The organism is Mesorhizobium sp. P171375 (assembly GCF_057786075.1).
In genome coordinates, this window is the sequence record NZ_JBYNWF010000001.1 from 5,792,168 (window position 1) to 5,816,419 (window position 24,252).

The 24,252-nt window shown below is 63.9% G+C and carries 21 protein-coding genes and 1 pseudogene; 4 read left to right on the forward strand and 18 right to left on the reverse strand.

What is annotated here, in order from left to right; all coding sequences use genetic code 11:
- Window positions 1–69 precede the first annotated feature (69 nt).
- The 16 genes from ACYHH6_RS28220 to ACYHH6_RS28295 all read right to left on the reverse strand — a co-directional run bounded on the left by ACYHH6_RS28220 (window position 70) and on the right by ACYHH6_RS28295 (window position 19,325).
- A complete protein-coding gene (locus ACYHH6_RS28220; RefSeq protein WP_352583556.1) occupies window positions 70–2,751 on the reverse strand; it encodes a nitrate reductase in 2,682 nt (893 codons plus the stop codon).
- Window positions 2,752–2,754: 3 nt separating this feature from the next.
- Entirely contained in the window at window positions 2,755–3,084 is a 330-nt protein-coding gene (nirD, locus tag ACYHH6_RS28225; protein WP_192260117.1) for a nitrite reductase small subunit NirD, read from the reverse strand.
- A gap of 5 nt (window positions 3,085–3,089) precedes the next feature.
- On the reverse strand, window positions 3,090–5,540 hold the full coding sequence (gene nirB, locus ACYHH6_RS28230) for a nitrite reductase large subunit NirB (protein WP_352583554.1): 2,451 nt from the start codon (window positions 5,538–5,540) through the stop codon (window positions 3,090–3,092).
- A 4-nt stretch (window positions 5,541–5,544) separates the two neighbouring features.
- A complete protein-coding gene (locus tag ACYHH6_RS28235) occupies window positions 5,545–6,342 on the reverse strand; it encodes an ABC transporter ATP-binding protein (RefSeq protein WP_112562110.1) in 798 nt (265 codons plus the stop codon).
- A gap of 10 nt (window positions 6,343–6,352) precedes the next feature.
- Window positions 6,353–7,243, reverse strand: coding sequence for a nitrate ABC transporter permease (ntrB, locus tag ACYHH6_RS28240; RefSeq protein WP_352583552.1), 891 nt, complete (start codon window positions 7,241–7,243; stop codon window positions 6,353–6,355).
- Window positions 7,244–7,280: 37 nt separating this feature from the next.
- Window positions 7,281–8,609: a CmpA/NrtA family ABC transporter substrate-binding protein gene (locus ACYHH6_RS28245; RefSeq protein WP_435053220.1), complete on the reverse strand. Its 1,329-nt coding sequence runs from the start codon at window positions 8,607–8,609 to the stop codon at window positions 7,281–7,283.
- Window positions 8,610–8,944: 335 nt separating this feature from the next.
- The gene (locus ACYHH6_RS28250) at window positions 8,945–10,183 is read right to left on the reverse strand and encodes a CmpA/NrtA family ABC transporter substrate-binding protein (protein WP_352584312.1); all 1,239 of its coding nucleotides are present in this window, start codon (window positions 10,181–10,183) and stop codon (window positions 8,945–8,947) included.
- A 2-nt stretch (window positions 10,184–10,185) separates the two neighbouring features.
- Window positions 10,186–10,788 carry an ANTAR domain-containing response regulator gene (locus ACYHH6_RS28255; RefSeq protein WP_352583550.1) on the reverse strand — a complete coding sequence of 201 codons (603 nt, stop codon included), beginning with the start codon at window positions 10,786–10,788 and terminating at the stop codon, window positions 10,186–10,188.
- A 265-nt stretch (window positions 10,789–11,053) separates the two neighbouring features.
- Window positions 11,054–12,856, reverse strand: coding sequence for an allophanate hydrolase (gene atzF / locus ACYHH6_RS28260; protein ID WP_352583548.1), 1,803 nt, complete (start codon window positions 12,854–12,856; stop codon window positions 11,054–11,056).
- Window positions 12,853–13,203, reverse strand: coding sequence for a cupin domain-containing protein (locus ACYHH6_RS28265; protein WP_192259593.1), 351 nt, complete (start codon window positions 13,201–13,203; stop codon window positions 12,853–12,855). Before ACYHH6_RS28265 ends, atzF begins: the two co-directional genes overlap by 4 nt.
- Window positions 13,196–13,864 carry a cysteine hydrolase family protein gene (locus ACYHH6_RS28270; protein ID WP_352583546.1) on the reverse strand — a complete coding sequence of 223 codons (669 nt, stop codon included), beginning with the start codon at window positions 13,862–13,864 and terminating at the stop codon, window positions 13,196–13,198. The genes ACYHH6_RS28265 and ACYHH6_RS28270 overlap by 8 nt, the downstream gene beginning before the upstream one ends.
- A complete protein-coding gene (locus tag ACYHH6_RS28275) occupies window positions 13,864–15,396 on the reverse strand; it encodes an ABC transporter ATP-binding protein (protein WP_352583544.1) in 1,533 nt (510 codons plus the stop codon). Before ACYHH6_RS28275 ends, ACYHH6_RS28270 begins: the two co-directional genes overlap by 1 nt.
- 10 nt (window positions 15,397–15,406) lie before the next feature.
- On the reverse strand, window positions 15,407–16,108 hold the full coding sequence (gene biuH, locus ACYHH6_RS28280; protein ID WP_203277336.1) for a biuret amidohydrolase: 702 nt from the start codon (window positions 16,106–16,108) through the stop codon (window positions 15,407–15,409).
- A 15-nt stretch (window positions 16,109–16,123) separates the two neighbouring features.
- Window positions 16,124–17,050, reverse strand: coding sequence for an ABC transporter permease (locus ACYHH6_RS28285; RefSeq protein ID WP_192259601.1), 927 nt, complete (start codon window positions 17,048–17,050; stop codon window positions 16,124–16,126).
- Window positions 17,050–18,174, reverse strand: coding sequence for an ABC transporter permease (locus ACYHH6_RS28290; RefSeq protein WP_352583543.1), 1,125 nt, complete (start codon window positions 18,172–18,174; stop codon window positions 17,050–17,052). Before ACYHH6_RS28290 ends, ACYHH6_RS28285 begins: the two co-directional genes overlap by 1 nt.
- 23 nt (window positions 18,175–18,197) lie before the next feature.
- Complete coding sequence (locus tag ACYHH6_RS28295) at window positions 18,198–19,325, reverse strand: BMP family ABC transporter substrate-binding protein (protein ID WP_352583541.1); 1,128 nt, start codon at window positions 19,323–19,325, stop codon at window positions 18,198–18,200.
- Window positions 19,326–19,617: 292 nt separating this feature from the next.
- Here ACYHH6_RS28295 and ACYHH6_RS28300 point away from each other — a divergent pair, with 292 nt between their 5' ends.
- Window positions 19,618–20,292 (forward strand): GntR family transcriptional regulator, encoded by a 675-nt coding sequence (locus tag ACYHH6_RS28300; protein ID WP_352583540.1) that lies wholly within the window; start codon window positions 19,618–19,620, stop codon window positions 20,290–20,292.
- 358 nt (window positions 20,293–20,650) lie between these two features.
- Here the strand turns inward: ACYHH6_RS28300 and ACYHH6_RS28305 are convergent, their stop codons facing one another.
- Window positions 20,651–21,223 carry a TetR/AcrR family transcriptional regulator gene (locus ACYHH6_RS28305; RefSeq protein WP_352583538.1) on the reverse strand — a complete coding sequence of 191 codons (573 nt, stop codon included), beginning with the start codon at window positions 21,221–21,223 and terminating at the stop codon, window positions 20,651–20,653.
- A gap of 110 nt (window positions 21,224–21,333) precedes the next feature.
- On the opposite strand from ACYHH6_RS28305, the gene ACYHH6_RS28310 reads away from it, so the two are divergent.
- Both ACYHH6_RS28310 and ACYHH6_RS28315 read left to right on the forward strand, forming a co-directional pair.
- Window positions 21,334–22,020, forward strand: a complete 687-nt coding sequence (locus tag ACYHH6_RS28310) for a glutathione S-transferase family protein (RefSeq protein WP_352583536.1) — start codon at window positions 21,334–21,336, stop codon at window positions 22,018–22,020.
- A gap of 93 nt (window positions 22,021–22,113) precedes the next feature.
- Window positions 22,114–23,085, forward strand: coding sequence for an alpha/beta fold hydrolase (locus ACYHH6_RS28315; RefSeq protein ID WP_352583534.1), 972 nt, complete (start codon window positions 22,114–22,116; stop codon window positions 23,083–23,085).
- A gap of 80 nt (window positions 23,086–23,165) precedes the next feature.
- Here the strand turns inward: ACYHH6_RS28315 and ACYHH6_RS28320 are convergent.
- A pseudogene (locus ACYHH6_RS28320) lies at window positions 23,166–23,567 on the reverse strand (hypothetical protein); the annotation flags it as partial.
- A gap of 196 nt (window positions 23,568–23,763) precedes the next feature.
- Here ACYHH6_RS28320 and ACYHH6_RS28325 point away from each other — a divergent pair.
- On the forward strand, window positions 23,764–24,189 hold the full coding sequence (locus ACYHH6_RS28325) for a MarR family winged helix-turn-helix transcriptional regulator (protein WP_352583532.1): 426 nt from the start codon (window positions 23,764–23,766) through the stop codon (window positions 24,187–24,189).
- Window positions 24,190–24,252: the final 63 nt, after the last annotated feature.

Genomic DNA, 24,252 nt, shown 5'->3' on the forward strand with positions numbered 1-24,252 from the left:
TGGCGTCTCTCCCGTGTCGGCTCGGATAGGCGATCTGGAACGAGCGCCACATCGAAGAGCCGGCCGCATTTACTCCGCGGCCTGAAACCGATTGACCTGGATGATCGCCCTGATCTCGGCCCGGCAGGAGCCGCAATTGGTGCCGGCCTTCAGGGCGCCGCCGATGGCATCGACGGTCGCGCAGCCGGCCGTCACTGCCGCCACGATCTGGTTGACCCCGACGCCGAAACAGGAACAGACGATCGCACCGGCATCTGGCCGTTCGGCTCCAGCGCGGCCGGCGACGATGCGGAAGCGTTCGCGCTGGCTGGCGTGCACCTCCTCGAGCTGTTGCGCTGCCCAGCCGCGTGATACCGCGACCGGGCCGGACGCAACGAACAAGGCCCCGGCGAGGTGCTTGTCATCGAAGGCGGCGATACGGTGCTGGCCCGCGTCGCGGTCGTGATAGGCGAGCATTTCGGTTTCCGGCGGCGCGCCGAACAGGGACTGGGCAAAGCCTGTCCAGTCGATCTCCGCCTCGGCGAAAGCGAGTTCGATGCGCCAGCCACCCCTGCAGCGGGCTGCTGCCCAGTAGTCGGCGTCGATCGCCTCGGGACGTCGCCGCGTCACGGCGAAGCCAAAAGCTTTTGCGGCGAATTTCTCAAGCCGAACCGCGACGTGTTTCAAGGCGGGCTGACCGGAAACGGGGTCGGTGAGCGACGCGGTCAACGCGTCGAGCCGGCCCTTGGCGGCGAACTGGTCGGTCCAATGCATCGGTGCAAACAGACTGCCACGGCGCTGGCGGGACGTGATCATTGCGCGCACGAGCACCTCGCCGCGCGGGCTGGAGATACGCACGATGTCGGCGTCGCCGATGCCGTAGCGCTGTGCATCCGCCGGGTGAATCTCGACGAAGGGCTCCGCGATGTGCTGGGACAGACGGGGGCTTTTGCCGGTCCGCGTCATGGTGTGCCAGTGGTCGCGGACCCGGCCGGTGTTGAGGATGAGCGGATAGTCCGGATTGGTGCGGCTTCCCGTGGCGGCCCGAATGGCGACGAACCGCGCCTTGCGGTCGGCTGTGTAGAAATTGCCGTCAGCGAAGAAACGGGTGATGGAGGGGCCAGGTGCGGTCTTCTGGGAGCTCGACGCTGGCCACTGGAAAGGCGCCAGCGCGTGATAGTCTTCTTCATCGACACCTGAATAGGCACCGATATCGAAATCGCGCGCGCCGTCATTCTCGAAGCCCGACAGCGCGGCGTGTTCGGCGAAGATTTTCGCCGGCGACGAATAGGAAAATGCTTCGCCAAAACCCATCCGCTTGCCAACCTCGGCGACAATCCACCAGTCGGGTCGCGCCTCGCCGGGTGCTGGCAGAAAGGAGCGCTGGCGCGAGATCCGGCGCTCTGAATTGGTGACGGTGCCGTCCTTCTCGCCCCATGCGGCGGCGGGCAACCTGACTTGGGCGTGGCGGACCGTGTCGGTCTTGGCCAACACGTCCGACACCACGACGAAGGGGCAGGCCTTGATTGCTGCTTCAACGGCGTCGGCATCCGGCATGGAATCGACCGGGTTGGTAGCCATGATCCACAGCGCCTTGATACGTCCGTCGGCGAGCGCCTGAAACATCTCCACCGCCTTCAGGCCGGGCTTTTGCGCAACGGCCGGTGCGTTCCAGAAGCGCTGCAGGCGGTCGCGATGCTCAGGGTTTTCGATCTCCATATGGGCGGCCAACATATTGGCCATGCCGCCGACCTCGCGGCCACCCATGGCGTTTGGCTGGCCGGTCACCGAAAACGGCCCTGCCCCGGGTTTGCCGATCCGGCCAGTGGCGAGATGACAGTTGATGATGGCATTGACCTTGTCGGTGCCCGACGAAGACTGATTCACGCCCTGGCTGTAGATGGTGACGGTCTTCGCTGTGGCCACGAACAGGCTGTAGAACCGGGTGAGCTCATCCTCGCTGAGGTCGGTTGCGGCTGCGACACCGGCAAGGTCGAGCGTCGAGGCGGCGAAAAGCGCTTGCCCGAAACCGGTCGTGTGCGCCGTGATGTAAGCGCGGTCGAGCGCGTTGTGCTGGCCGAGATAAGCGAGCAGCCCCGTGAACAAAGCAACGTCGCCATCCGGCGCGATCGCCAGATGCATGTCGGCGATGTCGGCAGTCATGGTACGCCGCGGGTCGACCAGCACGACCTTCATGTCGGGCCGCTTTTCCCGCACTGCTGCGATGCGCTGGTAGAGAACGGGATGGCACCAGGCGAGGTTGGAGCCGACCAGCACGATCAGGTCGGCGAGCTCGAGATCCTCATAGGTGCCCGGCACGGTGTCGGAGCCGAAGGCGCGTCGGTGGCCGGCCACCGATGAGGCCATGCAGAGGCGGGAATTAGTGTCGATGTTGGCCGAGCCGATAAAACCTTTCATCAGCTTGTTGGCGACATAGTAATCTTCGGTCAGCAACTGTCCGGAAACATAAAAGGCGACCGAGTCCGGACCGTGCTCAGCGATGGTCCGCGCAAAGGTCGTGGCGACGCGGTCGAGCGCTTCGTCCCAGCCGGCGCGGCGCCCGTCGATTTCGGGGTGGAGCAGCCTGCCGTCGAGGTCGACGGTTTCGGCCAGGGCCGAGCCCTTGGAGCAAAGCCGGCCGAAATTGGCAGGGTGGTCGGGATCGCCGCGGACCGACACTTGCCCGTCCGCGGCGACCTTCGCCAGCACGCCGCAACCCACCCCACAATAGGGGCAGGTGGTCCTCACCTCGCGCGCTGCGTCGATTTCCATGATTCAGGCCGCGCGGCTGGCCAGCGCTTCCAGCGCAATGAACAGGTGCTCGCCCTCGATGCGCACCGGAATGGTGCGCACCACACCCTCATCGGCGCCCAGCGCCTTGCCCGTCTCCAGCGAGATCACCCAATTGTGCAAGGGACAGGTCACCGCGGTGCCATGGACAATGCCTTGGCTCAGCGGTCCGCCTCTGTGCGGGCAGTGGTCGTCGATTGCATAGACCTGATCGTCCTGGGTGCGGAAGACCGCAACCTTGCCTTCCGGCGTGGCGACGCAGCGCGCCCCACGGCGCGGAATGTCCGAGAGCGAGCCAATGGCGATCCAATTCATCATGCTCACTCCGCCGCCTGCGCAAACCCGACCGAAGCCATCGGCCTGAACTCGTGCTTGTCCTTGCCGGAGACGCGCTCCGACCACGGGTCGACCTGGGCGAATTTCTGGCTGAAGACGAAGCGGTCGTAGTAGGCCTTGCGCTTGTCGCCGTTGTCCATGATCTGGCGCTTGATCTCCGGGATGCCGATGCGCTTGGCCCATTTGTAGATGCGTTCGAGATAGCGGCCCTGCTCGCGATACATCTGCGTCAGCGCCACGATATGTTCGAGCGCCTCGTCTTCTGTCTTCACAAGGCCGAGCACCTCGGTGCCCTTGATGTCGAGGCCGGCGGCACCGGCGAAATGGATCTCGTAGCCACTATCGACGCAGATCACGCCAACATCCTTGCAGGTTGCCTCGGCGCAGTTCCTCGGGCAGCCCGACACCGCCATCTTGACCTTGGCAGGGGTCCACGAGCCCCACATGAACTTTTCGATGCGGATGCCGAGGCCCGTCGAATCCTGCGTGCCGAAACGGCACCAGTCCGAACCGACGCAGGTCTTCACCGTGCGCAACCCCTTGGCGTAGGCATGGCCGGAGACAAAGCCGGCCTGGCCGAGATCGGCCCACACCGCCGGCAGGTCTTCCTTGCGGATACCGAGCATATCGATGCGCTGGCCGCCGGTGACCTTGACCATGGGGATCTCGAACTTGTCGACGACATCGGCGATGGCGCGGAGTTCCGCGGCGTTCGTCACGCCGCCCCACATGCGCGGCACCACCGAATAGGTGCCGTCCTTCTGGATGTTGGCGTGAACGCGCTCGTTGATGAAACGCGACTGGTAGTCGTCGGCATAGTCGTCCGGCCAGTCGCAGACGAGGTAGTAGTTGAGCGCCGGCCGGCATTTGGCGCAGCCGCAAGAAGTTGTCCATTCCAGCTCCTGCATGACGGCCGGAATGGTCTTCAGGCTCTTGGCGATGATCAGCCGGCGCACCTCGTCATGGCCGAGCGTGGTGCAGCCGCACATAGGCTGTACTGCTGCCGGGTTGTACTTGTCGCCGATGGTCAGCACCATCAGCTTCTCGACCAGCCCGGTGCAAGAGCCGCAAGAGGCCGACGCCTTGGTGTGGGCGCGCACGTCGTCGAGCGAGGTCAGGCCCTTGGCCGTGATCGCGCCTGTGATCTTGCCCTTGCAAACGCCGTTGCAGCCGCAGATTTCCGCATCATCCGGCAAGGCTGCAACGGCCGCCATAGGGTCCAGCGGGGCACCCCCCTGGTACGACTGGCCGAAGATCAGTGTGTCGCGCATCTCCGATATGTCGGTCTGCTTCTTCTTGAGATCGTTGAACCAGGCCCCATCCGCCGTCTCGCCATAGAGCACGGTGCCGATGATGCGATCGTCCTTCAGCACCAGGCGCTTGTAGACGCCGGCCGCGGCATCGCGCAGCACGATCTCCTGGCGGTCCTCGCCCTCGGCGAAGTCGCCGAGCGAGAACAGGTCGATGCCGGTGACCTTGAGCTTGGTCGGGGTGTCCATATGGACGAAAGCGGCTGCCTCGTCGCCGGCAAGCTGGCGTGCCGCAACGCGCGCCATCTCGTAGAGCGGCGCCACCAGGCCATAGACCTGTCCGTTGACCTCGGCGCATTCGCCGAGTGCGTAGATATCGGGATCGTTGCTGCGCATGCCGGCATCAACGACGATGCCGCGGTTGACGGCGATGCCAGCTTCTTTGGCCAACGCCGAGTTCGGCCTGATACCGACGGCCATCACCACCAGCGTCGCCGGAATGACGGTGCCGTCGGCAAGTTCGACCAGCGCGACCTTGCCGTTGCCTGTGATCGCCTTTGTGTTGGCCTTGGTGATGACCTTGATGCCGCGCTGTTCGACGGCGCGCTGCAGGAGATAGCCCGCGGCGGGATCGAGCTGGCGCTCCATCAGCGTCGGCATGACATGCAGCACTGTGACGTCCATGCCTTGGGCGTTCAAACCTGCTGCCGCCTCAAGCCCGAGCAGGCCGCCGCCGATGACCACGGCCTTGGCGCGCGACTGCGCGGCAAGCATCATCGCCTGCACGTCGTCGAGGTCGCGATAGGTTAGCACGCCCGGCAGATCATGACCGGGTACCGGAATGATGAACGGCACCGAGCCGGTGGCGATGACGAGCTTGTCGTAAGGCTCGGTGACGCCATGATCGGACGTGACGGTCTTCGCCGTCCGGTCGATCGCGATGATCTTGTGACCCTTGTAGAGGGTGATGTTGTTGGCGATGTACCAGCCGTCGCCGTGGATGATGATTTCCTCATAGGCCTTTTCGCCCGACAGAACCGGCGACAGCATGATGCGGTCGTAGTTCACGCGCGGCTCGGCGTTGAAGATGGTGACGGTGTAGCGACCGGGAGCTTGCTCAAGCAGATGCTCAAGCATGCGCCCGGGGGCCATGCCATTGCCGATGATGACGAGTTTTTCGCTCATGGCGTTACTCCGCGGCTTCGACAAAGCGGTGGCGTTCGTAGAGGAACTTCAGCACCGCCTCGCGGCAGCGCAGGAAGGTGCGGTCCGAAGAGAGTTCTATGCGCCGGCGCGGACGCGCCAGCGGCACCGCAAGCACCTCGCCGATGGTCGCCGCCGGGCCGTTGGTCATCATGACGATACGATCGGACAACAGCACTGCCTCGTCGACATCGTGGGTGATCATGATCGTCGTCGAGCCGAGCCTGGAATGGATGTCCATCACCGCATCCTGCAGATGGGCGCGCGTCAGCGCGTCAAGCGCGCCGAACGGCTCGTCGAGGAGCAGGATCTTCGGTTCCATGGCCAGAGCCCTGGCGATGCCGACGCGCTGCTTCATGCCGCCCGATATTTCGGCTGGCCGCTTGTCCTTGGCATGCGCCATCTGGACGAGATCGAGATTGCGCATGATCCAGTCATGCCTCTCGGCCCTGCTCTTCGAACGTCCAAGGACTTTCGATACCGCCAGGTTGATGTTTTCGTAGACGGTGAGCCACGGCAGCAGCGAATGGTTCTGGAACACCACGGCGCGTTCGGGTCCGGGGCTGTCGACTTCCTTGTCTTCGAGCAGCACGGCGCCGGCGGAAACCTTGGTCAGCCCGGCGATCAGGTTGAGCAAGGTCGACTTGCCGCAGCCGGAATGACCGATGATCGAGACGAACTCGCCCTTGTCGATGGTCAGCCTGATGTCCTTCAGCACCTCGCTGACCTGATTGCCGCGGGCAAAGGATTTGTCGATATGATCGAGTTTCAGATAGGCTTTCATCACCCTCTCCTCACTTTGCCGTTGTGCCGCGGGTGACGAAGGCACCGACCGCCGCGACCAGACGGTCGAGGCAGAAGCCGGTGACGCCGATATAGGCGAGCGCGACGATGATGTCGGGCAGCCGCGACGAGTTCCAGGCATCCCAGATGAAGAAGCCGATGCCGACGCCGCCGGTCAGCATTTCGGCGGCGACGATGGCGAGCCAGGACAGGCCGATGCCGATCCTGAGACCGGTGAAGATGTAGGGGGCCGCGGCCGGCACCATGATCTTGACGAAGAATTCGAACTGGTTGAGCCGCAGAATGCGCGAGACGTTGCGGTAGTCCTCGGGGATGTTGCGCACGCCGACGGCGGTGTTGATGATGATCGGCCAGATCGAGGTGATGAAGATGACGAAGATCGCCGACGGGCTGGAATCGCGGAACGCTGCCAGCGACAGCGGCAACCAGGCCAGCGGCGGCACGGTGCGCAGGATCTGGAACACCGGATCGAGGCCGCGCATTGCCCAGATCGACTGGCCGACCAGCGCGCCGAGCGCGACGCCGACGACCGCCGCCAGGCCAAAGCCGATGGCGACGCGCTGCAGCGAAATCAGCACCCGCCACGCCAGCCCGATATCTTGCGGACCATTGTTGAAGAACGGATGGGCGATCAGGTCATAGGCCTCGTTCCAGACCTGGCTCGGCGGCGGCAGGCTGGCGGTGGGCGACGAGCAGGCGATCTGCCACACGACCAGCATCAGGGCGATGACGATCGCTGGCGGCACCAGCGCACTGGCCAGTTTGCCGGCGATCACGATCGGATCAAAGCGGCGCCGCGCCTTGGCGGTGAAGGCGATGACCTCCGCCGGCTTCGCGGGGAACGCCTTCACCGTTGTGTCCTCGATAGTCTGAATCGACATGTCTGGGAAAAACTCCTTGGGCCACTGGCGCCGACGATTAGGCGGATGCCTTGATCTTCAGGCTGTCGAGATAGGCGGACGGGTTGGCGGGATCGAAGACCTTGCCGTCGAAGAAGGTCTCGACGCCGCGCGATGAAGACGCCGGGATGTCGGCCGCGGCAACGCCGAGATCCTTGGCCGCCTCGCGCCACAGGTCCTCGCGGTTGACCTGATCGACGAGTGCCTTGATGTCGGTGGTCGGCGCGAATTTTCCCCAACGGATGTTTTCTGCGAGGAACCAGCTGTCGTGGCTCTTGAAGGGATAGGAGACGCCGCCGTTCCAGAATTTCATGTAGAGATCGGTGCCGGAGGCGACGCGGCCATTGCCGTAATTGATGTCGCCCTTGAGGCGGCCGATGATGTCGGCGACAGGGACGTTCATCCATTGCCGCTTGCCGATGATGGCGGCCATCTCGTCCTTGTTCTCCATGGCCTCGCACCATTGCTGCGCTTCCATGACGGCCATCAGGATCGCCTTGGTGGCGTTCGGGTATTTGTCGATGAATTCGGCGCGCAGGCCGAGCGCCTTTTCGGGATGGCCCTTCCACAACTCGCCTGTCGTGGCAGCGGTAAAGCCGACACCCTGATGGACGAGTTGCTCGTTCCACGGCTCGCCGACGCAGAAGACGTCCATGTTGCCGACCTTCATGTTGGCGACCATCTGCGGCGGCGGCACCACGATGGTCGAAACATCCTTGTCGGGATCGATGCCGCCGGCGGCGAGCCAATAGCGCAGCCAGAGGTCATGGGTGCCGCCCGGGAAAGTCATGGCGGCCTTGATCTCCTTGCCGGCTGCCTTCTTGGCGGCAAAGGCATCCTTCAGCTTGGAGGCATCGAGGCCGACGCCCGTGGCGGCATATTCCTGCGCCACCGAAATGCCCTGACAGTCGTAGTTGAGCCGCGCCACGATCGCCATCGGCATCGGCTGGTTGTTCTGCGTCACCTTGCCGGTGTGCATAAGGTAAGGCAGCGGCGTCAGGATGTGGGCTCCGTCGATGCCGTTGGCTTCGCCGCCGAGCATCAGATTGTCACGCGTCGCGCCCCAGGAGGCCTGCTTCAGCACCTCGACATCGGGCATTCCGTGTTTGGCGAACAGCCCCTTCTCCTTGGCGATCATTAGCGGTGCCGCATCGGTCAGCGCGATGAAGCCGAGCTTGGCGCCGGTGACTTCCGGAGCAGTCGTGGCGGCATAGGCGCCCGAGGGGAAGAGCTTGCGAGCCGCTATGAACAGACCGGCGGTCATGGCACTGCTGACAAGAAAATCGCGACGCGTCACATCCTTGAGCGACGTGCCTGTCCCGATCCATTGCTTCATCGTCTTCTTCATCGTCGTCTCCGGTTGAACGCGAGGGCGTTGGCCCAAAACAAAAAAGCCACCGTCCAGGCCTCGCACGTCCGTACATCCGGGATCGCGTCTTGACCTGAGCGGCAGCTTTGCCTGTGGCGCCCGCCATTGGACGCCTGTTCCGTGACCCGCGAAGGGCCTGATCATTACAAAGCAGGAACCGTGCCAGTTTTGGATTGAAGGAAAAACATCAATGAAATCAGCAATCCGAAGCAATTCCCATTGCGCCGGCGCATAGGCTGGGAGGCCAAAGATTGTTCATTAGAGCACTTGCACGCACAATTTTTGTGCAATGCACAAGAATGGCGCAGAATTGATCAGGCGGGGTGCAGGCCTGATTTCTGACTGGCTATATAGGCGTCGATCTCGTCGGGATCGAAGATCTGGCCGTCGAAGAAGCCGTCCGGGCCGAGCACAAGGCTGGCACCCGCCGAACCGACAGGGGTCGCAGCCTTCAGCGCGCCCTCGACCTTGGCGTTGGCGCCGGGCAGCGCCACACCGAGCGGCTTCAGCGCCGCGCGGTAGAGGTCGGGCCGGTAGCAATCCCTGGCGATGGCGAGATTTTCCGGCGTGTGCGCGACGTCGCCCCAGCGCACCATCTGCGTGTAGAACCACAGCGCATGGCTCTTCCACGGAAAGTTCGCCGCCTTGTCGAAAGGCACGAAGAAGTCGTCGACATCCAGTTCGGCGCCGCCGCCCAGTTGGAGATGGCCGGTCAGGATCGGCATCTGGACAGTTGGTGGCAGGCCGAGGAAGCCAGCTTGAGCCATCACATCAGCCAATTCGGCGTGGTTCGCCGGATCCTGGCACCAGCGCGCCGAATGATGCAGTGCGCGCAACAGCGCCGCCAGCGCCTCGGGGGACTGCTCTGCCCAAGCCTTGCGCGCGCCGATCACCTTCTCCGGACTGTTGCGCCACAACAACGCCTTGACGGTGACGATATGGCCGGTGCCGGCGGCAACCGCAGCGCTGTTCCAAGGCTCGCCGACGCAGTAGCCGTCGATCCGCCCGGCGGCCAGCGCATCGGCCATGAAGGGCGGCGGCACGATGACGATCTCGATTTCGCGCCCTGGTTCGATGCCGCAGGCGGCGAGCCAGTAGCGCAGTTCGTAATTGTGCCCGGAATGCGGGTGCACCACGGCAAAGCGCAGCGGGTCGTGGCCGGCGGCAGCGCGCTCGCGGATGAGCGCGCTAAGTGCGGCACCGGCGCGCGCTGGGTCGAGGTCGGCCTTTGCGCCAAGCGCCGCCATCCCGGCCCACACAGTGTTGGAGATGGTGACGCAATTGCCGCCGAGGCCGAGCGAGAACGGCACGATGGTTTCCGAGGCGAGCGGCGTCAACCCAAGATTGCAGGCGAGCGGCATCGGTCCCAGCATATGCGCGAGATGGAAGTGGCCGATGGCGATGCGGTCACGGATGTTGGCCCAGGAGGTCTCGCGGTGCAGCGTGAGATCGATGCCTTCGCGTGTAGCGAAGCCAAGCTCGCCGGCCGCAACCAGCACGGCACTGTCGAACAGCGGCATAAAGCCGGCGGTGATCTGGTGCTCGGCGTCCATGCTCATTCGTCCTCCGACGGCCCGAGCAGTCCGGCAGCGGTCACCAGACTATGGGCGATGTCGCTAATCTTGCGGTTCTGGTTCATCGCCGTCTTGCGCAGCAGCGTGTACGCGGCCTCTTCCGTCAGGCCGCGCGACTTCATCAATATGCCTTTGGCGCGATCGATCACCTTGCGGTTCTCGAGCTCACCGCGAACCTCTTCCAGTTCGCGCGCCATGCGCGAGAAGGCGTTGAAGCGGCTGACTGCCATGTCGAGGATCGGCTTGACGCGCTCCTGCCTGAGACCGTCGACGACATAGGCCGAGACGCCGGCATCGACTGCTGCCTCGATCGAGGCCTGGTCCGAGCGGTCAACGAACATGGCGATCGGCCGCTTCACCGCGCGCGACAGCTGGAACATGCTTTCCAGCATATCGCGATTCGGATTTTCGAGGTCGATGACGATGACGTCCGGCTCGATCTCGGCAATGCGGCGTGCGATGCCGATCACGTCATGAATGATAGTGACCCGCTCATGCCCGGCCTCGCGCAAGCCTGCCTCGATGATCGAGGCACGTATGCGGTTTTCGTCGATCACCAGGACGGCGAGTGGAGAGCGGACCATGCCTGTATTGTGACCAAGCGAAAGAATTGTGCAATGCGGGATCGTCGACGGTCACAGGCCGATTCCCTGGTGCGTCGAGCTTGCCGCTATACGATCGATCCCATTTATCTGTGGAAGGGCACTGACAAGTTTGAAACTTTTCAAAATGGCCGGGAAAATTGCGGGCCAGATACTTTCCGGCTTCGCAACGAAGGTAATCAGAAGTTCAACCTACCTCGGTCGGGGCCCCGGCCCCTCTTGCCTTCGCGAAGTGCGTTGACGAAGTTCAAACGGGAACGCGATCTGACAAAAAGCGGCGCCAGCCGCCGAATGACGAGATGTCGGAAGCGCCTAGCAAGCCCACGGATTCCACCAGAAAGCCTTTGGCGGTGCTGCCGTCATCAAGCTCTATACTGCCAATGCCCAGCGGCGGCGGGATGGCGGCCACAAAGTGGCCGAAAGCGTCGGCAGGTAGCCGCCAGACCTCCACCTCGATCGCAGTGCCGTCGTTGCCGACACGGACCAGTCCCGGCTTGGGCGTGGCTTGGCCCGCGAGCTCATAAAGCTTGTATGAAGAGGCCGTCCTCATCGCCCTGCAGAACCGGGCACCAGCCTCCCTGAGCTGGCCATTGAGCGGCATTCCCGAGAGGTGAGCGCCGACCACCACCAATTCGATCGTGCCGTCTTCGGCCGATGCGCCGACAGGCTGCGCGCCCGGCTGCCGCCAGCCAGTCGCGCCGAGGGTGAGGCCGCTCGCGGCATGGAGATCGCGCGCGACGGACGCCACAAGGCCGTCCAGCCCGGCGGCCGCAAGCAGGGTCACGCTCATCGGCAGGCCGTCATCGCGCGTGCAGGTCGGTACGGCAATGCCGCACATATCGAGCAGGTTGACGAAATTGGTGTAGGTGCCGAGCCGGCTGTTGGTCTCGACCGGATCGGCGAGCACGCCGGCAGTGGTGTAATGCGTCGGCGCGGTCGGCACGCAGAACAGGTCGACCGAGGCGATGACCGGGGCGAGCTTCGCCTTGTAGGCCTGCAAGGCATAGAGGCCGCGAAAGGCGTCCGCCGCCGACAGACTTCTGGCGCCGCCGATGATCTTGCGCGTCACCGGATGCATGGCGGCTTCGTTGGCTTCCATGAAATCGCGGATCGCGGCATAGCGTTCGGCCACCCAGGCGCCCTCGTAGAGGAGATTGGCGGTGGCGTAGAAATCGCCGAAGGGAATCTCGACCAGCCGGCAGCCGAGCCGCGACAGCATGGCAAGCGAGGCCTCGAAGCCATCCTGCATCGCCGCATCGCCGAAGAATTTCAGGTCGGCTTTTGCCGGGATGCCGACGTTCAGCACCGGCGGGCGGGGGGCGAGCGGCTGGACGGCGATGTCGCGCGAATAGGGATCGGCCGCATCGCGCGCGGCTGCGACCGAGAACACCAGATAGGCGTCGTCGACGGTCAGCGCGAACACCGAGACGCAGTCGAGCGTGCGGCAGGCCGGCACGACGCCGGCCGTCGACAGCGCACCGACGGTCGGCTTCAGCCCGACGATGTTGTTGAGGCCGGCCGGGATGCGGCCGGAGCCGGCCGTGTCGGTGCCGAGCGCGAAGGAGACGATGCCGCGCGCCGTCGCCACCGCCGACCCCGAGGAGGAGCCGCCCGGCACGAGCTCCGCGTCGACGGCGTTGCGCGGGATCGGCCAGGGCGTGCGGACGCCGACGAGGCCGGTGGCGAACTGGTCGAGATTGGTCTTGCCGACGACGAGCGCGCCGGCGGCCCTGAGCCGCGCCACTACGGTGGCGTCACTGTCGGGCCAGTAGGTGTATTCGGCGCAGGCCGCCGTCGTCGGCATGCCGGCGACGTCGATGTTGTCCTTGACGGCGAAGGGAATGCCCCAGAGCGGTTTTCCCAGCGGGTCGAACGGGCCTAGCGCTTCGGCCGCCGCAAGCAGATCCGCCCGGGCGGCGAGATGGATGAAGATGCCCGGATCGTCAGCTGTCTCGATGCGGGCATAAATCGTCTCGATCACATGGCCAACGCTGACGCCGTCCCGATAGGCCGCGTGCAGGCTCGCTATGTCGAAGTGGATGTCGCTCATCTCGTCTCCCCCAGAATGATCACCGGCAGGTCCCACTGGATCAGTACGACGCAGCCGTCCTTCGTCCACACCGAATGCTCGGTCCCGACCGGATTGAGGATCACGCTGCCCGCTGGATAGTCGCCGTTCTCGTCGCTCTGGATGCCTTCCAGCACGACGATGGTCTCCAGCCCGACATGGCGGTGGCGTGGCACGCCGGCGCCAGGCTGGTAGCTGAGGATGGCGACCGAGGGTTCGACCGGTCCGCCCTTGAGCAGCCAGTGCACCCTGATGCCGTCGCGGAAATGCTCGAGCGCCAGATCGCGCCAGCCGCCGTCGAGCAGGCCGGCAAAGGCAAGATTAGGCATTCGTGATTCCCTCGAGCACCTGGTCGGTCGTTGCCGTCCAGCCGACGATGGCGCCTTGCGCCCTGATCATGGCCAGGGCCGCTGCCTTGAATTCGGGAAAGTAGCTTTCCGTCGCATCTTCGGCGAGCAGGCACTCATAGCCGCGATCGTTGGCCTCGCGCATCGTCGTCTGCACGCAAACTTCGGTCGTCACGCCGGCAAAGACGAGTTGGCGGGCGCCGATCCACTTGAGGTCGTTGGCGAGGCTGGTCGCATAGAAGGCGCCCTTGCCGGGCTTCTCGATGACGATCTCGCCGGGCAAGGGCGCAAGCTCGTCGAGGATCGCGGTGCCGGGTTCGCCCGCGATCAGTAGACGTCCCATCGGGCCCATATCACCGATGCGGATCGACGGATTGCCGCGGTCGCGCTTGGCCGGCGGCAGGTCCGAAAGGTCGGGCCTATGGCACTCCATGGTGTGGATCACCGGCAGGCCGGCGGCGCGAAAGCCTTCGATCAGCCGCTTCACTGTCGGCACGATCGCGGTCACGCGACCGACGTCGTTGCCGAGACTGGCGCCGAAGCCGCCGGGCTCGGCGAAGTCTCGCTGCATGTCGATGACCACCAGCGCCATGGTCTGCGGCTTGAAGGTGAAGGAAAACGGCAGCGCATCGATTTCCGCCATCAGTGATGTCCCGCCATGTGTTCGCCGATGGTCTGCACGCTGGCCTGCGCAATCGGCGTCTCATAGACCAGCGCGCCGTCCGACATGACGAAGATGCGGTCGGACAGTTCGAGCAGTTCGTCGAGGTCTTCCGACATCAGGAGCACGGCGGCACCCGCATTGCGCGCCTTCATGATGCGGGCGCGGATTTCGGCCACCGCCGAGAAGTCGAGGCCGAAGCACGGGTTGGAGACGATCAGCAGATCGACCTCGCCGGTGAGTTCGCGGGCAAGCACGGCGCGCTGCACATTGCCGCCCGACAGCGAAGCGATTGGCGAGGCAAGCGAGGCGGTCTTGACCTTGAACTGCTCGACCAGCCTGGCGCTGAATACCTTGATGGCGCTGGCACTGATCCAGCTCACCGGCTTGCCGCTGCTGTCGATGTCGAAGGTGCGGAAGGAGATGTTCTCGGCCACCGTCATCTTCGGCGCGCAGGCGTTTTTCAGCGGCTCTTCCGGGATGAGCCGGACGTTGAGCGCACGCGCCTCGGCGCGCGTCGCCGCATAGGCGGTACCGCGCACCATGACTTCGCCGGCATCGCGGGGGCGCTGCCCGGCCAGCACTTCGAGGAATTCCTTCTGGCCGTTGCCGGAAATGCCGGCGATGCCGACGATTTCGCCGGAGCGCACGCCGAGATCCTCGATCCGGATCGACTTCAGCCCGGTGCGGTCAGGCGCCTTCAGCGCCTTGACCTTGAGCACGATCTCCGCGTCCGGCTTCGGCTCGGCGCGGCTGTCGAGCGCGGCGATCGGCTGGTCGCCGATCATCATCGCCGCCATGGCTTTGCGGTCTAGGTCGACGACGCGGCCGGTGCCGGTCAGCCGACCCTTGCGCAGCACACTGACGTCGTCGGCGAACGCCGTCACCTCGTGGAATTTGTGCGAGATCATCAGCACGGTGAGGTCGCCGGCTTTTGTCATGTCGCGCACAAGGCCCAGCACTTCCTGCGCCTCGCCGGGGGTGAGCACGGAGGTCGGCTCGTCCAGCACCAGGAAGGAGCGGCCAAGATAGAGCTGCTTGATGATCTCCAGCTTCTGCTTCTCGCCGGCCGCGAGTTCGGCCACCTTGACGTCGAGCGGCAGCTTGAACGGCATGCGATCCATGAACACGGCAAGGTCGCCGCGCTCCTTGCGCCAGTCGATCACGCCGGGAACCTTCTCACGCGAAATGACCAGGTTTTCGGCGCCGGTCAGCGACGGGACAAGCGTAAAATGCTGGTAGACCATGCCGAGGCCGAGCGCCGATGCGTTCCTGGGGCTGGCGATCGCCACCTCGCGGCCGTCGACCAGAATACCGCCGGCGGTCGGGTGATAGAAACCCATCATGCATTTGACCAGCGTCGACTTGCCGGCGCCGTTTTCGCCGAGCAGGGCGTGGAAAGAGCCGGCTGGCACCTTGATCGAGACATCGCCCAGCGCCGTGAAGGCGCCGAAACGCATGGTCATGCCGATGGTCTCGACGCCGACGGCCTTGTTGCCCGTGATCGCGCTCATCCTGGCTTCCTCACGGCAGTTGGGCGACGAAGGACGCGGCGTTCGACACCGCGCCGAAGACGCCGCCCTGCATCTTGATCATCTTGATGGCAGCGAGATGATTGCCGTAGTCGGTCGCCCCGCAACAATCCTCCAGCATGACGCATTCGAAGCCGCGGTCGTTGGCCTCGCGCATGGTGGTGTGGACGCAGACATCGGTGGTGATGCCGGTGAGCACGATGTTTTCGATGCCGCGCTGGTTGAGGATCAGTTCCAGGTCGGTGGCGCAGAACGAGCCCTTGCCCGGCTTGTCGATGATCGGCTCGCCCTCGATCGGGTAAAGGTCGGGAATGATGTCCCAACCCGGCTCGCCGCGCACCAGGATACGCCCGCAGGGGCCGGGGTCGCCAATGCCGGCATTGATGCGGCGCGAGCGCCAGCGCTTGTTGGCGGGCAGGTCGGCGAGGTCGGGCCGGTGACCCTCGCGGGTGTGGATGATGGTGTAACCTTTCGCGCGCATAGCCGACAGCACCGACTTTATCGGTTCGATCGGCGCGCGCACCAGCGAGAGGTCGTAGCCCATATGGTCAACGTAGCCGCCCGGCCCGCAGAAATCGGTCTGCATGTCGATGATGATCAACGCCGTGTTGTCGGGGCGAAGTTCGCCATTGTAGGGCCATGGATAGGGGTCGGCGTCGATGTAGCGCTGGGTGATTTCGGCTCTGGCGTTCATGGCAAAAAACTCCAGTTATTTGGTGATCGACAATTCACCCGGCGCGCCGGCAAGCGAACGGGTCGGCGACGAGGTGGCGATCATGATGATCAAGGTGAGGATGTAGGGGGCGGCGTAGAACAGGTAGTATCCTTGCGTGACGCCGACCGACTGCAGCGCCGGTCCGAGCGCTCCGGCGCCGCCGAACAGAAGGGCAGCGGCAAAGCAGCCGAGCGGATTCCAGCGCGCGAAAATGACCAGTGCCACCGCCATCAGCCCCTGGCCAGACGAGATGCGCTCCGTCCAGCTGCCGGGATAGTAGAGCGACAGATAGGCGCCGCCGATACCGGCCAGCGCGCCGCCGACACCGGTGGCGACGAGGCGCACCGTGTTCGGGTTGAGGCCCATGGCGCGCGCGGCGTCGGAACTGTCGCCGACGACGCGCACGATGAGGCCGGCGCGAGTGTTGCGGAAGGCCCACCACAGGACGAGCGAAAGTGCCGCCCCGATCAGGAACAGGACGTTGACGTCGAGCGCCGCCTGCACCTGCGGAATGTCGGACCATGCGCCGAACGGAATGGCCGGAAGGTTGGGCGCCTTCGGCTTGATGAACGGCTTGCCGAAGAAGAAGGCGAGCCCCGAGCCGAACAGCATCAGCGCGATGCCGATTGCAATGTCATTGACTTTCGGGAATTTGCAGATCCAGCCATGGAACAGGCCGAAGCAAAGGCCGGCGGCCGCGGCGGCCAGCAGGCCGAGCCATGGCGAGTCGGTCATCACCGCGACCGCATAGGCGGTCATGGCGCCGAAGACGAGCGTGCCTTCGAGGCCAAGGTTGATGCGACCGGAGCGCTCGGTGATGGCCTCGCCCAGCGAGACGAAGATGAAGGGCGTCGACACGCGGATGGCACCGCCGAGGATGGCGAGCGGCACGCCCCAGAGACCGATCTCGGTTGCGTCCATCAGGAGGCCCTCTGCCACAGGTCGGGATTGAAGGCCTTGATGCGGCCGTACAAGGTCTCGCTGAACAGGATGACGATGAACAGCATGCCTTGCAGCACCAGCACGGTGGCGTCGGGCAGGTCCATGCGGCGCTGGATCAACCCGCCGGACGCGTCGATGCCGCCAAGCAGGATGGCGACCGGGATGATGGCCAGCGGGTTGTGGCGAGCGAGGAAGGCGACGAGTATGCCGGTGTAACCATAGCCGGCGGCGAGCGAGCCGTTGGCGCTGCCTTGCACGGCCGCGACTTCCAGCATGCCGGCAAGGCCGGCAAAGGCACCGGCAAGCGCGGTAAAGCCGACAATGAGCGGTCCGACGGCCAGCCCCTGCACCTGCGCTGCCCTGACATTGCCGCCGGCGATACGGGCGGCGAACCCCCAGCGGGTCTTTTCGATCAGCACCCAGGAGAGCACGCAGGCGACGACGCCGACGGCAAGCCCCCAATGCACCTCCATGCCCGGAATGTTGCCGATGCGGTAGATGTCGGCGAGCGGCTGAGTCGAGGGCTTGTTGAGCGAGGCCGGGTCGCGCAGCGGCCCTTCCACCAGCTGGTTCATCAGGGCGATGGCGATGTAGGCCATCAGCAGGCTGGATATGGTTTCGTTTACGGCCCGGTAATGGCGGAGCGCGCCGACGGCACCTATCCAGATGCCGCCGGCGGCCATGCCCGCCACGCCCATGGCAAGAATGACGATTGAGGATGGCGCGCCGCCCAGCGCCACGCCGATGGCAGCGGCGGCGACGCCGCCGAGAACGATGGCGCCCTCGCCGCCGATGACGACGAGGCCGAGCCGCGCCGGCAGCGCCACGCAGAGCGCCGCGAGCAGCAGGGGCGCCCCGCGCGACAGCGAGTTCTGGATGGAGAACCACGAGCCGAAGCCGCCGCGCCACATGGTTTCATAGAGCTGGACCGGCGATTTGCCGACCAGCGCAATGAACAGGCTGAACAGGACCATGCCGACGACCAGCGCCGCGAGCGGAATAACGAAGGCTTCCGCCCGCCTGGCGATCCATTCGAGCGCCGCCGGATATCCCCTGGCGCCGAACACTGCCGGCGCCTCCGCACTGCTGGTCGTATCCGTCATGGTCCCCGTCTCCGCGCTCAGCTTCAGGCGGTCGAGCCGACGACGCCCTCGACGAGATAGTCCATGCTTTCGAGCTCGATGGCGGTCTCGGCGAAGGCCTGGCCTTCCGTCGCCACGACGGCGCCCTTGTTGCTCTTCAGCGGACCCTTGATGACGGAGAAGCCGCCTTTCATCATTTCGGCCAGGGTGGCGTCGAATTGCTTGCGGGCCGCCTCGCCGACGGCGGGACCGAGCGGACTCATCTTGACGAAGCCGTCGGCCAGTCCGCCGCGGGTGAAATTGGGAAGCGGCGTGCCGGCGATGAGGTCGTCGACGAACATCTTGTAGACCTTGGCCCAGTTCCACTCGGCACCGGTGAGGTATTTTTCCGGCGCCAGCGGGCTCTGGTTGGCGTGATAGCCGCAGACGAAGGCGCCGCGGCCGGCGGCCGTCTCGACCACCACTTTCGGGCTGTCGACATGGCAGGTGATGACGTCGGCGCCCTGGTCGACCAAGGCATTGGTGGCTTCCGCCTCCTTGACCGCCAGCGACCACTCGCCGGTGAAGATGACCTGGCAGGTGATGGTCGGGTCGACCGAGCGCGCGCCGAGCAGGAAGGAATTGATGTTGAGCAGCACCTGCGGGATCGGCTTGGCGGCGACGAAGCCGAGCTTCTTGCTCTTCGAGGTGTGGCCGGCGACGACGCCGTTGAGATACTGGCCCATGCCGATATAGCCGAAATAGGAACCGGCATTCATCGGATGCTTGTCCTTGTTCCACATGCCGCCGCAATGGCGGAACTGCACGTCGGGGAATTTCGCGCACATGGCCAGCATGTGCGGATCGAAATAGCCGAAGGAGGTCGGGAAGATCAGCGAGGCGCCATCGAGATTGATCATTGATTCCATCGTCTTCTGGACGTCGACCGTCTCGGGAACGTTTTCCTCCTCGACGACGGAGATGCCTTCGATGCCCTTCAGCGACGCCGCCCCCTCGGCATGCGCCTGGTTGTAGCCGTAGTCGTCCTTCGGGCCGACATAGATGAAGCCGACGGTGGCGGCGGCGGCGAAGGCACGGCTGATCGGAAAGGATGCCGAGACCAGGCCGAGTGCGGCTCCCGCGGCGGTGGTCTTGAGCAGTTGGCGGCGGTTAAGCATGAATCTGTCGGTCATAGTGAATGCTCCCCTTTGGGACCCTTTTCCGGGTCGGTTAACATGCCGTCAAGAAAGTGCATGCAATCACCGTGCCAGTTTTCGAATTGAAATTTATCTAATAAAATCAGTTATCGTATCGAAAGCTCGTGCTCACAGCAGAGGCAATTGCATGCACTTTTTGCCTTGAAAATAGCCAGTTTGACAGGCAGATTAAAATAGAGGCATAGAGGGCATATCGAGTCGAAGGACCAACGAGTCGGCCGACTCCACGAGAAGACGCGACGGAGGAAACTTGTCGGGGAAGCGCAGCTTGATCAGGTCGGGCACGACCGTGGATCAGATGGTGCGGGCGATCGGCGACCGGATCGTCACCGGCTACCTGCGCCCCGGCGAAAAGCTGGACGAGGCCTCGCTCGCCGCCCGCTTCGACGTATCACGCACCCCGGTCAGGGAGGCGCTCGGCCAGCTCAGCGCCATGGGCCTGGTCGAGAGGCGACCCAACAGGGGCGCTATCGTCGCCGTCGTGACGCAGGAGCATCTCGCCTCGATGTTCGAGAGCATGGCCGAACTGGAGGCGATCTGCGCGCGCTTCTCGGCCGAGCGCATGACCAGCAGCGAGCGCCGCGGGCTCGAGATCGAGCACCAGGCTTCAGCGCGGATGGTTCAGCTGGGCGCCGAGGAGGACTACGAGTATTTCAACACCGAGTTCCATAGCCGGCTTTATCGTGGCGCCCACAATACGCATATCCACGATCTCACCGTGATGACCCGCAGCCGGTTGGCACCCTTCCGCCGCGCGCAGTTCATGCTACCCGGACGGCTGGCCAAATCCTGGCAGGAACACGACCTAATTGTCACCGCAATCATGCGCGGAGACAGCATGGCTGCGGGCAAGGCCGCCAGGGACCATGTCTCTATCGTCAGCGAAGCGAGCGCGGTGTTCGCGACTGACGATCGCAAGCCAATTCGGCGGGACGTGGCCTGAAAGTTTCCGGACAGCCCGAATGCCCGCAGACGATGTCGCTTCCAGGCAGTGCAAAGTTTCACTCCAGCGACCGTGATGCGACCCAAAGCTGCCATTCGGTATAAGGTGGCCCTATTGGCGAATGGCTGAACCAGCTTCTTGTCGACCTTGGCGAACCGCTTCGTAACCTATTGGCGGATAACGATTATTGTAGCCGCGGAGGGTCCTCGTTTTCTACACAAGATCAATATGCTAGCGGCTGGTTCGCCAACCCTAGGCAGATGGTGGACGTTCTCGGCCACAACGACATCGACCATGCGGAACTCTATCTTGAGAGGCGTCGCAAGTGCGTTTGGCCGTGCAGTTGGCGCATCGACCGTTACGGGACAAGACCGGTCGCTCGGTAGGCTCGGATCGTCCGGTCATAAATGCCGATGTCCCGGCAGCCGCGCGCGATCAACTGGGCCCCCTCGATGGCTGCGAAGATCGCCATCGCGTGCTCCTGCAGGTCTTGGTCGGTTGCGGAAGGCTTGGCCCGCGAGAGCACCTTGGCTAGCCAACCGACGTTCATAGCAGCGAATTTGTCGACCTCGGTCCGAACCTCCGTTGGAAGGTCGTCAAGTTCCGCGCTCATGATCCCGCACAGGCACATGCGATTGTCGTTGGCAAGAGCCGAGCGAAATATCTCGGTATATTTGTCCATGCACCAGGTCACGTCCTCGGACGTCGCCAGGAGCTCAGCGAGATATGCTGCCCCCTCCTCGGTGTAGCGACGCGCCAACGCCGCGCCGAGGTCGCCCTTGGTCGGGAAGTGGTAGTGCACGCTGGCGCTTTTGATCCCCACCTCTTTCGCGAGTTCGCGAAAGCTGAGCGCATTGTAGCCATGCGACTGCACCGTCGCTCTTGCGGCGGTCATGACCGCTTCGCGCATATCCGTTTTGGTTTTAGCCATCGTCGATCCGTATACCTATCACTCGATAGATAGTTCTTGACGTCGCAAAAGGGAAGAGGTAACCCACGATAGTAACCTATCTATCGATAGACAGATTAAAGGAGTCCCAAATGAAAATCTTCGATCGCCCCGGCTTTCCCAATCCGGCCCGCATCCGCATCGTGCTGGCCGAAAAAGAACTCGAACCGCAGGTCGAGTTCGTCTCCGTCGACCTCATCGGCGCCGAACACAAACAGCCGGCTTTCCTCGAAAAGAACCCCTCGGGCGTGCTGCCGGTTCTCCAGCTCGAGGACGGCACCTACATCGCGGAGGCCACCGCCATCACCGAATACCTCGACAACCTCGACGGCGACCCGCGGCTCACCGGCAAGACGCCGAAGGAAAAGGCCGTCATCCACATGATGCAGAAGCGGGCCGAGACCGAGTTGCTTGATGCTGTCGGCAACTACTTCCATCACGCGACGACGGGCCTCGGCGCAGAGCTGCAAGTGTTCAAGAGTCCGGAATGGGCTGGCCGTCAGGACTGGGGCAATCGCCAGCGCGATAAGGCGGTCGTCGGCATGAGGTATTTCGACACGGTGCTGCAGGACCGTTCGTTCGTCGCCGGCGATGCCTTCTCGATGGCCGACATTACTGTGTTTGCCGGGCTGATGTTTGCGGACGCCGCCGGCATTGCCATCCCTGACGATCATTCCGCGCTGAAGTCCTGGCGCGCAAAGGTTTCCGAGCTGCCGAGCGTCAAGAATCGCAGCGGCCAGATGTTCGTCGCCGAGGATCTGCGCAGGCTCGGCTTCTAACACCGCACGAAAGCGGTGCGAACACCGCGCCGACACGTCCAACCACATTCGCCACTCGCGCCGCCAGGCGGCATAACCTCACGGAGTTCCCTCATGTCCACGATCACAACACCCGACAGCGCTTCCCGGCGCAACCTGCTGAAAGGGGTCGCCATCGCCAGCGTCGGGCTTGCAGCAGTTGGCGCCGGCACATCCCCCGCCGATGCAAAGACCCCCGCGCCTGCCCGCGCCGGCAAGGCCACAGGCGATCGCCTCGTCACGAAAGACGGCACCAGCCTCTACTTCAAGGACTGGGGCACCGGCCCGGCCGTGGTGTTCAGCCATGGCTATCCGCTCTCGTCGGACGCCTGGGAGGACCAGATGTTCTTCCTGTTGCAGAATGGCTACCGCGTCATCGCCCATGACCGTCGGGGTTTTGGCCGGTCGAGCCAGCCGTCCGGTGGCTACGACTACGACACCTTCGCCGATGATCTGGCGCAACTGGTCGCGGCGCTCGATCTGCGCGAGGCGACCTTCGTAGGTCATTCGATGGGCGGTGGCGAGGTCGCACGCTATATCTCGCGCCATGGCCAGAGCCGCGTCGCCAAGGTCGCCTTCGTTTCCTCGGTGACACCCTTCCTGCTCAAAACCGCGACCAACCCGAACGGTGCGCCGAAGGAGCTGTTCGATACGTTCCGCGCCGCCGTGCAGGCAAACCGGTCGCAGTGGAATCTCGACGTCACCATGCCGTACTACAGTTTCAACCGTCCGGGCGCGCACGTCTCGGAAGGCCTGCGGGAGAGCTACTGGCGTCAGGGACAGGCAACCGGGTTTCTTGCTGCCTATCACGCGCTTGGCGCCTTCTCAGAAACCGATTTCCGCGACGACCTCAAGAAGATCACCGTTCCCGCGCTGGTGATCCACGGCAGTGACGACCAGATCGTACCTCTGGAAATCTCCGCGAAACTGACCGCCGGGCTCGTTCCACATGCCAAGCTCACTGTCTACGAAGGCGGCTCCCATGGGCTGCTGCATGTCGACAAGGACCGATTGAACGCCGACCTGCTGGCGTTCCTTCGCGGCTAATGGCGTGCGAAAGGCCGGGGGGTGGCCGTAGCCCGGCCCCCGGCGCCTTTGCGTGTTATCGTATGCTGATCTGGCAATGAGGACCCGGCGACCTCGTTCACCGGCGCGTTGTAAAAGAGATCGTCACCAAACTTCTCCCCGATGATGCCGCCCAGTCCTGCCGACAGTGACAGCGCAGCGTCCAGAGGCGCAAATGTCATCGTCACGCGCCGGACGAGCCCGGTCCCGTCACGCTCGATGACGCCTACCGCTTCCAGATCGAGGCCGGCGCGAAGCGTTGCCTTGTATTGCAGGAAATGGCGCTGATCGATCGCCCCATAGAAGGTGGGCGTCTGCGAGGCGTAGAGCGTGCCGACGGCCTCGACCAGGTGCTTGATCTTGTCTCGACCCGAAACCGGACGGCGCAGGACCGTCCCTCTCAGTTCGGCGTCATCGGCAAGATCATCGAGGAATGGGTGCTTTTCTCCGTTGCTGCTCGACATGTCGTTTCTCCGGATGGCGTGATTTCTGGGATGGCCGCGTGAGCGCGATCCAGACTCAACTGCGACGTTCCCGAAATTAGTGTGTAATTGCACTTCAAGCAATGAGCCGAGGAGCGGGTTGTGCCGACCCTGGTAATTGCGTAGAGCGCCGAGGTTCGGACTTGACACTGTGCAATTACACATTTAGATATGCTCCATGCCGACACCTACCGGTCCTCATCTCTGTTATGCCCTTGCCGCCCGCCAGAACGCGCGGCATCTGAGCCGTCTTTACGACAGTCATCTGGCGCCTGCCGGACTGTCGGTCTCGCAATTCTCGATTTTGTCTCTGCTGGAAGCCTACCAAAGCCTCAAGATCACCCGTCTCGCCGAAATGCTGAGCATGGAACGCACGACTCTCGTCCGCGCGCTGAAGCCGCTGCAGGCGGCCGGATGGGTCGTCGCCGGGAGAGCCGATAGCGGCCGCGCTTTCGATGTCACGCTCTCCCCCTCGGGCGTTGCAAAGGTGGCGCAGGCCATTCCTCTCTGGGAAGACGCCCAGGCCGCGTTTGAGCGGGAGGTCGGACAGGACCGTGCCGTGCGTATGCGCGATGAAATCCTGGAGTTGAACCTCGCCGGGTAGTTCCTTTTTTACCCATATATGTGTAATTACACACTTATGATGCGCCAAACACAAGGAGATGAA